The sequence below is a fragment of the Pseudomonas sp. NY11955 genome (assembly GCF_048068035.1).
GTDB lineage: Bacteria > Pseudomonadota > Gammaproteobacteria > Pseudomonadales > Pseudomonadaceae > Aquipseudomonas.
Map to the genome: position 1 here is coordinate 49,788 of NZ_JBLUPS010000007.1, position 12,991 is coordinate 62,778.

11 protein-coding genes are annotated in these 12,991 nt (G+C 64.1%); 9 read left to right on the forward strand and 2 right to left on the reverse strand.

Features of this window, described 5'->3' with window-relative positions:
• Position 1 precedes the first annotated feature (1 nt).
• Positions 2–892, forward strand: a complete 891-nt coding sequence (locus ACNFBR_RS14885) for a 1-aminocyclopropane-1-carboxylate deaminase/D-cysteine desulfhydrase (protein ID WP_416735598.1) — start codon at positions 2–4, stop codon at positions 890–892.
• Here ACNFBR_RS14885 and ACNFBR_RS14890 read toward each other — a convergent pair.
• Positions 883–1,428, reverse strand: coding sequence for a cytochrome b (locus tag ACNFBR_RS14890; protein ID WP_416735599.1), 546 nt, complete (start codon positions 1,426–1,428; stop codon positions 883–885). The two genes, ACNFBR_RS14885 and ACNFBR_RS14890, sit on opposite strands and share 10 nt — an antisense overlap.
• Positions 1,429–1,635: 207 nt before the next feature.
• Positions 1,636–2,568 (reverse strand): DUF1853 family protein, encoded by a 933-nt coding sequence (locus tag ACNFBR_RS14895; RefSeq protein ID WP_416735600.1) that lies wholly within the window; start codon positions 2,566–2,568, stop codon positions 1,636–1,638.
• 88 nt (positions 2,569–2,656) lie between these two features.
• Here ACNFBR_RS14895 and ACNFBR_RS14900 point away from each other — a divergent pair, with 88 nt between their 5' ends.
• From ACNFBR_RS14900 to ACNFBR_RS14935, 8 genes are all read left to right on the forward strand, one after another.
• Entirely contained in the window at positions 2,657–3,547 is an 891-nt protein-coding gene (locus tag ACNFBR_RS14900; RefSeq protein ID WP_016485536.1) for an NAD(+) kinase, read from the forward strand.
• Entirely contained in the window at positions 3,544–4,518 is a 975-nt protein-coding gene (locus ACNFBR_RS14905) for a metallophosphoesterase (protein WP_416735831.1), read from the forward strand. Before ACNFBR_RS14900 ends, ACNFBR_RS14905 begins: the two co-directional genes overlap by 4 nt.
• Positions 4,515–5,417, forward strand: a complete 903-nt coding sequence (locus ACNFBR_RS14910; RefSeq protein WP_416735601.1) for a rhomboid family intramembrane serine protease — start codon at positions 4,515–4,517, stop codon at positions 5,415–5,417. The genes ACNFBR_RS14905 and ACNFBR_RS14910 overlap by 4 nt, the downstream gene beginning before the upstream one ends.
• A 13-nt stretch (positions 5,418–5,430) precedes the next feature.
• Positions 5,431–5,691, forward strand: a complete 261-nt coding sequence (locus ACNFBR_RS14915; protein ID WP_003260154.1) for a YeaC family protein — start codon at positions 5,431–5,433, stop codon at positions 5,689–5,691.
• Positions 5,688–6,518 carry a DUF2797 domain-containing protein gene (locus ACNFBR_RS14920; protein ID WP_416735602.1) on the forward strand — a complete coding sequence of 277 codons (831 nt, stop codon included), beginning with the start codon at positions 5,688–5,690 and terminating at the stop codon, positions 6,516–6,518. The genes ACNFBR_RS14915 and ACNFBR_RS14920 overlap by 4 nt, the downstream gene beginning before the upstream one ends.
• 13 nt (positions 6,519–6,531) lie before the next feature.
• On the forward strand, positions 6,532–9,189 hold the full coding sequence (gene pepN, locus ACNFBR_RS14925; protein WP_416735603.1) for an aminopeptidase N: 2,658 nt from the start codon (positions 6,532–6,534) through the stop codon (positions 9,187–9,189).
• 275 nt (positions 9,190–9,464) lie between these two features.
• The gene (locus tag ACNFBR_RS14930) at positions 9,465–10,505 is read left to right on the forward strand and encodes a WD40/YVTN/BNR-like repeat-containing protein (RefSeq protein WP_416735604.1); all 1,041 of its coding nucleotides are present in this window, start codon (positions 9,465–9,467) and stop codon (positions 10,503–10,505) included.
• 20 nt (positions 10,506–10,525) lie between these two features.
• A complete protein-coding gene (locus ACNFBR_RS14935; protein WP_416735832.1) occupies positions 10,526–12,901 on the forward strand; it encodes an efflux RND transporter permease subunit in 2,376 nt (791 codons plus the stop codon).
• Positions 12,902–12,991: the final 90 nt, after the last annotated feature.

Consider the following 12,991-nt stretch of genomic DNA (forward strand, 5'->3'; position numbering starts at 1 on the left):
CATGCATTTCGACCTCCCCCAAGCCCCGCTGCAACCCCTGATCCTGCCCTGGCTGCAACAAGCCCAGGTCGAAGCCGCCATCCTGCGCCTGGACCTGATCGACCCGCTGATCAGCGGCAACAAGTGGTTCAAGTTGCGCCATCACTTGCAACAGGCCAGCGCCAGCAATGCCCCGGGCCTGATCAGCCTCGGTGGCAACCATTCCAACCACCTGCACGCCCTGGCCGCTGCCGGCAAACGCTTCGGTTTCGCCACCGCCGGCCTGCTGCGCGGCCAGCCCCAGGACACACCAACCGTTCGCGACCTCCAGGCGCTGGGCATGGAACTGCACTGGCTGGGCTATGGCGGCTATCGCGCACGCAACGAAGCGGGTTTCTGGGCGCCCTGGCAAGCACGTTACCCGAGCTGGCACTGCATCCCCGAAGGCGGCGGCGGGCTGGCCGGTGCGCAGGGCTGCGCGCTGATCATGCAGCAGGCGCGCGCACAAATCGCGACACTGGGCTGGTCTGACCATGACGCCTGGTGGTTGGCTGCCGGAACAGGTACTACCCTGGCCGGCCTGGTACTGGCCGAGGCGGGTGCACATGTTGTGCATGGCGCATTGGCTGTGCCCAGGGATCATGGTGTGCCGGAGGCGGTCGCGGCACTGGCTGGCACCCATGGCTACCGGCTACATGACGCTTGTCGGGGTGGTTTCGGCAAGTTCGACGATGAGCTGCTGGCCTTCATCGTCGACTGCGAGCAGCACACTGGCGTGCCGCTTGAAGCCCTCTACACGGGCAAGGCCCTGATGGCCCTGCGTGATCAGGTCGAGGCCGGGCTGTTCGCGCCCGGCACCCGCCTGATCGTTGTGCACACCGGCGGCCTGCAGGGCCGGCGTGGTTACTTGTAGGGCAGCATGCGCAGCAGCGTGTTGTCGCGTTGCACGTAGTGGTGGTACAGCCCGGCCAGGGCATGCAGGCCGATCAACCAGTAGCCCCAGCTGCCAATGCGTTCATGCCAGCCTTTGATGAACTTGGCCTGGTCCGGGTTCGGTCCGATCAGGTGCGGCAGCTCCAGGCCGAAGAATGGCACCGGTTTATCAGCGGCGCTGAGGATCAGCCAGCCGGCCAGCGGCAGGCCGATCATCAGCAGGTACAGCGCAAGGTGCATCAAGTGCGCAAGGCCGGTCTGCCAGGCCGGCGGCTTGGGCACGATGGGCGGTGTCGGGCGGCTCAGGCGGATGGCCAGGCGCAGCCAGACCAGCACGAACACACTGAGCCCCAGCATGAAGTGCAAGTCTTTCATCAGGTTGCGTTCGACGCTGTCCTTGGGGAACAGGCCACGTAACTCGATAAGGGCGTAGACAGCGGCCAGCAGCACCAGCATCAGCCAATGCAGGGCGATGGACAGGCGTGCGTAATGGGTCGCGGGGGTGGATGAAACCATGATCGGTCCTCGTCATCAGGTCGGAATGGCGCTCTTGCTGGCGCTCAGGTACCACTGTAAGGGTTACCAGGAACAAATCTTTGCGCTGGGTCTGTGAAAATTGTGTTGCCTGTGCCGGCCGTTTCGCAGCACAAGGCTGCTCCTACAGTAAAATGCGGCCCCTGGTAGGAGCAGCCTTGTGCTGCGAAGAGGCCGACACAGGCAACATCATGCCTCGGCTGAAAATGGCCAACCGTCAGCCACCAGAAACACCCGCTCCACCTCCTGCCAAGCGCCGTCAGCCTCCTGCTCCAACCTCACCAGCAACTGCGCCGGCGCCTGCCGCTCCAGCACATGCAACCAGGCCGCGAACTGCTCCAGCGCCCAGCATTCGCCTGCCTCGACCCGTGCCGGTGCCAGCCAGGCATGCCGTTGCAGCGGTTGCCACCGCTCACCTTCAGCCATGTCCCAGTCACGCCGCCGCACCCAGCGCCCACGCAAGTGCTGCGGGTTGGCGCCCGCCGGCGCCTCGGCATGCCCAGGCCACGGGTAGAACAGATAGCCGCCGAGCCACACATGAGCCTGCACCTGTTCGATTTCCAACGTCGCCAGCACCTCGCGGCTGTGCGGCCCCTTGGACATGGGCAACTGGTGCCCCGCCAGGTGCGCAAGCTTGATCCCCAGCCGGTCATGACAGCCTGGCCCAAGCCAGGTATAGGGATCCAGCCCGCCACTTTCAGGGCCTAGGTACAGCTTGATCGCCAGTTCCAGGTGGTGCACGCCGTCGCGGTCGCGCAGCACCACGTCCAGCTCGCCCAGGGTGCGCCCCGCGTCGCGAATCGCCAGGTTGGCTGCCAGCAGTTCGATGCCTGGCGCGTGGGCCAGGGCGAATTGCCACAGGCGCTCGTAGTAATGCCCCAGGCGCCGACTGCCCAGTTGCGCCAGCCACTCGCGCAGCGGGCGGTCATCGTCATCCAGGGCCCGCAACCACTGCTCAAGGCGTTGCGGCTGCTGCGCCCACAGGCTGCCTGCCAGCGGGTGGCGTTGGGGGCAGGGCGGGGCACTGAGCATGGGCGGCGACAGCAGGGCCCAGGCCAAGTCACGCACCGCAGGGTGGCGCAGTTGCCGGGGCAGGTCGTGGAGTAGGGTGAATGGCATCATCCAGCGAGCATAGCCGGTTTGCCGCTAACCGGTGCTTTCGCCCATAATCGGCCCATCGTCACCCGCCGCAGAGCCTCGCAGGAGCCCCATGGAGCAATTTCGCAATATCGGTATCATCGGTCGCCTTGGCAGCTCGCAGGTGCTCGACACCATTCGCCGACTGAAAAAATTCCTCCTCGATCGCCACCTGCATGTGATCCTCGAGGACACCATCGCCGAAGTGCTGCCCGGCCATGGCCTGCAAACGTCCACCCGCAAGCTGCTGGGTGAGGTCTGCGACCTGGTCATCGTGGTCGGCGGCGACGGCAGCCTGCTGGGCGCCGCCCGCGCCTTGGCCCGGCACAACATCCCGGTACTGGGCATCAACCGTGGCAACCTGGGCTTTCTCACCGACATCCGCCCCGACGAGCTGGAAGAAAAGGTCGCCGAGGTGCTCGACGGTCACTACCTGGTGGAAAACCGCTTTCTGCTGCAGGCCGAGGTGCGCCGCCACCACGAAGCCATCGGCCAGGGCGATGCACTGAACGATGTGGTGCTGCACCCAGGCAAGTCCACGCGCATGATCGAATTCGAGATCTACATCGACGGCCAGTTCGTCTGCAGCCAGAAGGCCGACGGCCTGATCGTCGCCACCCCCACCGGCTCCACCGCCTATGCGCTGTCCGCCGGCGGCCCGATCATGCACCCCAAGCTCGACGCCATCGTCATCGTGCCGATGTATCCGCACACCTTGTCGGGGCGGCCGATCGTGGTCGATGGCAACAGCGAGCTGAAGATCGTGGTGTCCAAGGACCTGCAGATCTACCCGCAGGTATCCTGTGACGGCCAGAACCACTTCACCTGTGCCCCTGGCGACACCATCACGGTCAGCAAGAAACCGCAGAAGCTGCGCCTGATCCACCCGTTGGACCACAACTACTACGAAGTCTGCCGCACCAAGCTGGGATGGGGCAGCCGCCTGGGGAGCAGGGACGACTGATGTTCGATCCGGCGCGAAGTTTCGACATCATCGGTGACGTGCACGGCTGTGCGCTGACCCTTGAACGCCTGCTCGATACCCTCGGATACAAGCGCGTGGCCGGCGTGTGGCGTCATCCGCGCCGCCAGGCGCTGTTCCTGGGCGATATCGTCGACCGCGGGCCACGTATCCGTGAGGCGCTGCACATCGTCCACGACATGGTCGAAGCCGGGCAGGCGTTCTGCATCATGGGCAACCACGAGTACAACGCCCTGGGCTGGGTGACCCCGGCGCTGCCCGGCAGCGGCAAGGCCTATGTCCGTGAACACACGCCGCGCCATGCCCGGCTGATCGACGAAACCCTGACCCAGTTCGCCCACCACCCCGGCGACTGGCACGACTTCGTCAACTGGTTCTACCAACTGCCGCTGTTCATTGACGCCGGGCGCTTCCGCCTGGTGCACGCCTGCTGGGACCCGCGGCTGATCGAGCCGCTGCGCCAGCAATACCCCGACGGACGCATCGATGAACACTTCATCCAGGCCTCGGCGGTCAGTGGCAGTTTTGCCGACACGGTGTGCAACCGCCTGTTGCGCGGCACCGACATGCGCCTGCCGGATGGCTTGACCCTGACCGGCGGTGACGGCCTGACCCGCGCGTTCTTCCGCACCAAGTTCTGGGAAGAAGACCCGCAAACCTACGGCGACATCGTGTTTCAGCCCGATGCCCTGCCCGAGGCGGTGGCCAGCACCCCGCTCAGCCACAGCCAGAAGAACGCCTTGCTGCGCTATGACGAAGACGAGCCGCTGCTGTTCGTCGGCCATTACTGGCGCAGCGGCCGCCCAGCGCCGATCCGCGCCAACCTGGCCTGCCTGGACTACAGCGCCGTGCTCTACGGCAAGCTGGCCGCCTACCGGCTGGATGATGAAACCCGCATCGACCCGCACAAGTTCGTCTGGGTCGACGTCGACCGCCCGCAGGCCAACCAATGAACATTATTGAAGTGATGCGCCTGCCGCTGTCGGTCGACCTCAGCGGCTTCGTTCACCTGTTGCAGCGCCTGCAAGTGCCGCACCGGGTGAGCGAAGAGGGCGATGCCCAAGTCCTCTGGGCCCCCGACACCCTCGCACAAGACGTGCTGCAACTCTACCAGCGCTACCCCGACGGCAACGCCGACCTCGAACTTGCGCAGGACCCTGTGGGAGCGGGCTTGTCGGGGCGCCGAACCGCCGCGAATAGCCCCACACAGCCCTCCCTGCTAGAACAAGCCAAAGCCTGCAAGGTCACCACCCTTACTCTGCTGCTGTGCTTCATCGTCGCCGGCCTCACCAGCCTGGGCGACAACTTCACCACCATCAGCTGGTTCACCTTCCTCGACTTCCGCGTCCAGGGCGACTACCTGTACTTCAGCCCGCTGGCGCAAAGCCTGGACCAAGGCCAGTGGTGGCGCCTGGTATCGCCCATGCTGCTGCACTTCGGCGTGCTGCACCTGGCCATGAACAGCCTGTGGTATTGGGAGCTGGGCAAACGCATCGAACTGCGCCAAGGCCCCTGGATGCTGCTGGGCCTGACCCTGTTGTTCAGCCTGGTGTCCAACCTGGCCCAGCACTACACCAGCGGGCCAAGCCTGTTCGGCGGCCTGTCCGGCGTGCTGTACGGCCTGCTCGGGCATGTGTGGCTGTTCCAGTGGCTGGCGCCCAACCGTTTCTTCAACTTGCCCAAGGGCGTGCTGGTGATGATGCTGATCTGGCTGGTGGTGTGCCTGACCGGTGTGGTCGGCACCCTCGGCCTTGGCCAAATCGCCAACGCCGCCCACGTCGGCGGGCTGCTCATCGGATGCCTGACCGGGCTCTTGGGTGGGGCGCTGGCCCGGCGTAAACTGTCGGCTTGAATCAGGAGACACTATGTCCACTTTCGCGCAAATGATTGAAAACATCACCCCGGAAATCTACGAAAGCCTGAAACTGGCCGTGGAAATCGGCAAATGGTCGGATGGCCGCAAGCTCACTGCCGAGCAGAAAGAGCTGTCGCTGCAGGCGGTCATCGCCTGGGAGATGAAAAACCTGCCAGAAGACCAGCGCACCGGCTACATGGGCCCGCAGGAATGCGCATCGAAGTCCGCGCCGATCGCCAACATTCTGTTCAAGTCGGACTCGGTACATTGATCGAACTCGCTCGTGGCTCGTTGAGCAAAATGGCGGTAAGCCTGCAGGCACCGGTGGTGCAATACAGCTTCCGCCTGGATGACACGCAGGTGCCGGTCAACCCGCTGATCGGCCAGCGCCTGCGCCTGGAATACCTCGGCGCCATTCACTGCAGCCATTGCGGCAAGCGCACCAAGACCAGCTTCAGCCAGGGTTATTGCTACCCGTGCATGACCAAGCTGGCCCAGTGCGACGTGTGCATCATGGCCCCGGAAAAATGCCACTACGACGCCGGCACCTGCCGCGAGCCGTCGTGGGGTGAACAGTTCTGCATGACCGACCACGTGGTCTACCTGGCCAACTCGTCGGGGATCAAGGTCGGCATCACCCGCGCCACCCAGTTGCCCACCCGTTGGCTCGACCAGGGTGCCAGCCAGGCATTGCCGATCATGCGCGTGGCCACCCGTCAGCAATCGGGCCTGGTCGAAGACGTGCTGCGCAGCCAGGTGCCGGACCGCACCAACTGGCGTGCGCTGCTAAAGGGCGATGCCGAAGTGCTCGACTTGCCGGCCATTCGCGAGCAGATCTTCGACGCCTGCGCCGAAGGTTTGCGCGAGCTGCAGGGGCGCTTTGGTCTGCAGGCCATTCAGCCGCTGCCTGACGCCGAGGTGGTACAGATGAACTACCCGGTCGAGGCTTACCCGAAGAAGATCGTCAGCTTCAACCTCGACAAGGACCCGGTGGCCGAAGGCACGCTGCTGGGCATCAAGGGCCAGTACCTGATCTTCGACACCGGTGTGATCAATATTCGCAAGTACACGGCCTACCAGTTGGCCGTGCTCCAGTAAAAAGGACCTGCACATGCGTACCGAACAACCGCAAGTGATCTACCTCAAGGATTACCAGGCGCCCGAGTACCTGATCGACGAGACGCACCTGACCTTCGAGCTGTTCGAGGACCACACCCTGGTTCACGCGCAACTGGTCATGCGCCGCAACCCGGCACGTGGTGCCGGCCTGCCGCCACTGGTGCTCGATGGCCAGCAGCTGGAGCTGCTGCGTGCCTCGCTGGACGACCAGGAGCTGCACGCAGCTGACTACCAGCTGGACGTCGACAGCCTGACCGTGCACCCCAAGACCGAACGCTTCACCCTCGACACCAGCGTGAAGATTCACCCGGAAAGCAATACCGCACTGGAAGGCCTGTACAAGTCGGGCAAGATGTTCTGCACGCAGTGCGAGGCCGAGGGCTTCCGTAAAATTACCTACTACCTCGACCGCCCGGACGTGATGAGCACTTTCACCACCACGGTGATCGCCGAGCAGCATCGCTACCCGGTGCTGTTGTCGAACGGTAACCCGATTGGCAGCGGGCCGGCCGAAGACGGCCGTCACTGGGCGACCTGGGAAGACCCGTTCATGAAGCCGGCCTATCTGTTCGCCCTGGTGGCCGGTGACCTGTGGTGCGTTGAAGACACCTTCACCCGCCAGTCCGGCCGGGATGTGACCCTGCGCATCTACGTCGAGCCCGAGAACATCGACAAGTGCGACCACGCCATGGTCAGCCTGAAGAAGTCCATGCGCTGGGACGAAGAGGTCTATGGTCGCGAGTACGACCTGGACATCTTCATGATCGTCGCGGTCAACGACTTCAACATGGGCGCCATGGAAAACAAGGGCCTGAACATCTTCAACTCCAGCTGTGTGCTGGCCCGTGCCGAAACCGCCACCGATGCCGCGCACCAGCGCGTCGAAGGCGTGGTCGCCCACGAGTACTTCCACAACTGGTCGGGCAACCGTGTCACCTGCCGTGACTGGTTCCAGCTGTCGCTCAAGGAAGGTTTCACGGTGTTCCGCGATGCCGAGTTCAGCGCCGACATGAACTCGCGCACGGTCAAGCGCATCGAAGACGTCGCTTACCTGCGCACCCACCAGTTCGCCGAAGACGCCGGCCCCATGGCCCACCCGGTGCGCCCGGACAGCTTCATCGAAATCTCCAACTTCTACACCCTGACCGTGTACGAGAAGGGCGCCGAAGTGGTGCGCATGGTCCGTACCCTGCTGGGCGCAGAGGGCTTCCGCAAGGGCAGCGACCTGTACTTCGAACGCCACGATGGCCAGGCGGTGACCACCGACGACTTCATCAAGGCCATGGAAGACGCCAATGGCGTCGATTTCACCCAGTTCAAGCGCTGGTACATCCAGGCCGGCACCCCGCGCCTGGACGTCAGCGAGGCCTATGACGCGGCTGCGAAAACCTACAGCCTGACCTTCCGCCAGAGCTGCCCGCAGACCCCGGACAAGGCTGAAAAACTGCCGTTCGTGATCCCGGTGGAGCTGGGCCTGCTGGACGCCGCAGGCAACGACCTGCCGCTGCAACTGGCCGGTGAAGCGACGGCGCAGGGCACCAGCCGCGTGCTGTCGGTGACCGAAGCCGAGCAGACTTTCACCTTCCAGGGCATCCAGGCCAAGCCGCTGCCGTCGCTGCTGCGCGGCTTCAGCGCTCCGGTCAAGCTGAGCTTCCCGTATGACCGCGACCAGCTGATGTTCCTGATGCAGCACGACAGCGACGGCTTCAACCGCTGGGAAGCAGGCCAGCAGTTGTCGGTGCAGGTGTTGCAGGAGCTGATCGGCCAGCATCAGCGCGGCGAAGCGCTGAAGCTCGACCAGCGCCTGATCACCGCCCTGGGCACCGTGCTCGGCAACGAGTCGCTGGACCCGGCCATGGTTGCCGAAATGCTCTCGCTGCCGGGTGAGGCCTACCTCACCGAGATCAGCCAGGTGGCCGATGTGGACGCCATCCACGCCGCCCGCGAGTTCGCCCGCCAGCAGATCGCCGAGCAGCTGTTCGACGCCCTGTGGGCGCGCTATCAGGCCAACCGAGAAGTGTCGCGCAGCACCGCTTATGTGGCTTCTGCCGAACACTTTGCCCGCCGCAGCTTGCAGAACATCGCCCTGTCGTACCTGATGCAGAGCGGCAAGCCGCAGGTGCTGGAAGCGACCCTGGAGCAGTTCGAGCACTGCGACAACATGACCGAGCGCCTGACCGCGCTGGCAGTATTGGTCAACTCGCCGTTCGAAGCCGAACGCGCGAAAGCGCTGGAAGCCTTTGCCGAGCACTTCAAGGACAACCCGCTGGTCATGGACCAGTGGTTCAGCGTGCAGGCGGCAAGCGCCTTGCCGGGCGGGCTGGCGCGGGTCAAGGCGCTGATGCAGCACCCGGCGTTCACCTTGAAGAACCCGAACAAGGTGCGTGCGTTGATCGGCGCCTTTGCCGGACAGAACCTGGTCAACTTCCATGCGGCTGATGGCTCGGGGTATCGCTTCCTGGCGGACCTGGTGATCGAGCTGAATGCACTGAACCCACAGATTGCCTCGCGGCAACTGGCGCCGCTGACCCGCTGGCGCAAGTATGACGCTGCGCGCCAGGGCCTGATGAAGGGCGAGCTGGAGCGGATTCTGGCTTCGGGCGAGCTGTCCAGTGACGTGTATGAAGTGGTGAGCAAGAGCCTGGCGTAAGCCTGGTTTATCCTGGGGCTGCTGTGCAGCCCTTCGCGGGCACGCCCGCTCCCACAGGAAATCGCATGACCCCTGTGGGAGCGGGCGTGCCCGCGAAGGGTCGCACAGCGGCCCCAGCTGTTCAAAGCCGACAACAAAACATAACACCCCGCCCGTTGTAATCGCGCAAACATCCCCGCTACGATCCCCTCAAGCTATTGCAGGCCTCTAGATCAGGCTTCTCGCAGTGCCTGCAGTGCATTGACCCACCAACAAGAACACAACAGGGGGCAGTCATGAGGGAACAGCTACAGGCGCCAGCCAGGCGCGGTGCCTGGCCATGGGCGGCCAGCGCAGTGCTGGCATTGGCATTGGGGGTGTGGGCCGACAGTGCCCAGGCCGCCGCGGCCGATGAGTATTCCACCGAATCGGCCAAGGCCAGCCAAAGCCTGTTGATCGGCGCCACCCATGCCGGCAAGCGCCTGGTGGTGGTGGGTGATCGCGGCCATATCCTGTTTTCCGACGACCAGGGCAGCACCTGGACCCAGGCCCGGGTGCCTACCCGGCAACTGCTCACGGCGGTGTTCTTCCTCGACGACAAGCGTGGCTGGGCCGTCGGCCATGACGCGCAGGTCCTCACCAGCAGCGACGGCGGCGCAACCTGGAGCAAGCAATACGAAGACCTCGCCCGTGAAGCCCCGTTGCTCGATATCACCTTCCTCGACGCCCAGCACGGTTTTGCCGTGGGGGCCTACGGCGCCCTGCTGGAGACCACCGATGGCGGCCAGCACTGGCAAGACGTGGCCGAGCGGCTCGACAACCCCGATCAGCTGCACCTGAACGGTATCGCCCGGGTGCGTGATGCTGGCCTGTTCATCGTCGGCGAGCAGGGCGGCATGTTCCGCTCCGCCGACAATGGCCAGACCTGGGCCAAGGTCCAGGGCCCCTACGAGGGCTCGCTGTTCGGCGTGATCGGCACTGCCAAAGCGCAAACCCTGCTGGCCTACGGCCTGCGCGGCAACCTGTTCCGCTCCAGCGACTTCGGTGACAGCTGGCAGCCGATCGAACTCAAGGCCGCGCGCGGCAACCTCGAATTCGGCCTGGCAGGCGCTACGCTTGTCGAAGATGGCAGCCTGGTGCTGGTTGGCAATGGCGGCAGCGTGCTGCGCAGCACCGATGATGGGCAAACCTTCAGCGTGTACAACCGTGCCGACCGTATCGCCCTGGCCGGCGTCAGTGGCTTGGCCAACGGCGGCCTGCTGCTGGTGGGGCAGGGTGGTGTGCACCTGGCCAGCGCCGAAGGGGCTGATCAGGTTGCCGGGGAGGTGCGTCCATGACCAGCAGGGAGAGCATCACCATGCACCCGCATCACCAGGACAAGGCCACGCTGCTCGAACGCCTGATCTTCAACAACCGCCCCGTGGTCATCGCCCTGTGCGTGCTGGTGAGCATTTTCCTGTTCTGGCAGGCCACGCAGATTCGCCCGTCCACCAGCTTCGAGAAGATGATCCCGCTGCAGCACCCGTTCATCGAACAGATGATGGAGCACCGCAACGACCTGGCCAACCTGGGCAATACCGTGCGCATTTCGGTGGAGGCGGTGAACGGCGACATCTTCGACAAGGACTACATGGAGACCCTGCGCCAAGTCCATGACGAAGTGTTCTACATCCCCGGCGTCGACCGTGCCGGGCTGAAGTCGCTGTGGAGCCCCAGCGTGCGCTGGAGCGAGGTCACCGAAGAGGGCTTTTCCGGTGGCGAGGTCATTCCCAACACCTACAACGGCTCGCAGGACAGCCTCGACACCCTGCGCGACAACGTGCTCAAGTCCGGCCAGGTGGGGCGCCTGGTGGGCAACAACTTCAAGTCCAGCATCGTCGATGTACCGCTGCTGGAGAGTTACCCCGACCCGCAAGACCCAGGCAAGCAGGTGAAGCTGGACTACCAGCAGTTCTCGCACCTGCTCGAAGAAAAGATCCGCGACAAGTTCCAGGCGCAGAACCCCAATGTGAAAATCCACATTGTCGGTTTCGCCAAGAAGGTCGGTGACCTGATCGACGGCCTGGTGATGGTGGCGATGTTCTTTGGCGTCGCCCTGGCGATTACCTGGGTGCTGTTGTACTGGTTCACCTGGTGCATCCGCAGCACCATCGCCGTGCTCATCACCACCTTGGTGGCGGTGGTCTGGCAGTTGGGGCTGATGCATGCGGTGGGCTTTGGTCTGGACCCGTACTCGATGCTGGTGCCGTTCCTGATCTTCGCCATTGGTATTTCCCACGGGGTGCAGAAGATCAACGGCATCGCCTTGCAGTCCAGTGATGCCGACAACGCCCTCACCGCTGCGCGGCGCACCTTCCGGCAACTGTTCCTGCCGGGGATGATCGCCATCCTGGCCGACGCGGTGGGTTTCATCACCCTGCTGATCATCGACATCGGGGTAATTCGCGAGCTGGCCATCGGCGCTTCCATCGGCGTGGCGGTGATCGTGTTCACCAACCTGATCCTGTTGCCGGTGGCCATCTCCTACGTCGGCATCAGCAAGAAGGCCATCGAGCGCAGCAAGAAGGACGCGACCCGCGAGCACCCGTTCTGGCGCCTGCTGTCGAACTTCGCCAGTGCCAAGGTGGCGCCGGTGTCGGTGGCGCTGGCGCTGGTCGCCTTTGCCGGCGGCCTGTGGTACAGCCAGAACCTGAAGATCGGCGACCTCGACCAGGGTGCGCCGGAGCTGCGCCCTGACTCACGCTACAACCAGGACAACAACTTCATCATCAGCAACTACTCGACCAGTTCCGATGTACTGGTGATCATGGTCAAGACCCCGTCGGAGCAATGCTCGATCCACTCGACCATGGCGCCGATCGACGAGCTGATGTGGACCATGCAGAACACCCCGGGCGTGCAGTCGGCGATTTCCCTGGTGACGGTGTCCAAGCAGGTGATCAAGGGCATGAACGAGGGCAGCCTGAAATGGGAAACCCTGTCGCGCAACCCGGACATCCTCAACAACTCCATCGCCCGGGCCGATGGCCTGTACAACGGCGACTGCTCGCTGGCGCCGGTGCTGGTGTTCCTCAACGACCACAAGGCGGAAACCCTGGAGCGGGTTACCGCCGTGGCCAAGGCGTTTGCCGATAGCCACAACAAGGAGGGCTTGCAGTTCCTGCTGGCGGCGGGCAACGCCGGAATCGAAGCGGCGACCAACGAAGTGATCAAGTCGGCCGAGTTGACCATCCTGATCCTGGTGTACATCTGCGTGGCGGTGATGTGCCTGATCACCTTCCGCTCGTTTGCCGCCACCCTGTGCATCGTGCTGCCGCTGGTGCTGACTTCGGTGTTGGGCAACGCGCTGATGGCCTACATGGGTATCGGCGTGAAGGTGGCGACTTTGCCGGTGGTGGCGCTGGGTGTGGGGATTGGCGTGGACTACGGCATCTACATCTACAGCCGCCTGGAAAGCTTCCTGCGCGCCGGCTTGCCGTTGCAGGAGGCGTATTACCAGACCCTGCGCTCGACCGGCAAGGCGGTGCTGTTCACCGGGTTGTGCCTGGCCATTGGCGTATGCACCTGGATCTTCTCGGCGATCAAGTTCCAGGCTGACATGGGGTTGATGCTGACCTTTATGCTGCTGTGGAACATGTTCGGCGCGTTGTGGCTGCTGCCGGCGCTGGCGCGGTTCCTGATCAAGCCGGAAAAAATGGTGGGCAAGGAGGGGGGCTCGATTTTCGCCCATTGAATCGCAGGGGGCCGCGTTGCGGCCCATTCGCAGCACAAGGCTGCTCCTACAGGGGACCGCGCACGCCCTGTAGGAGCAGCCTTGTGCTGC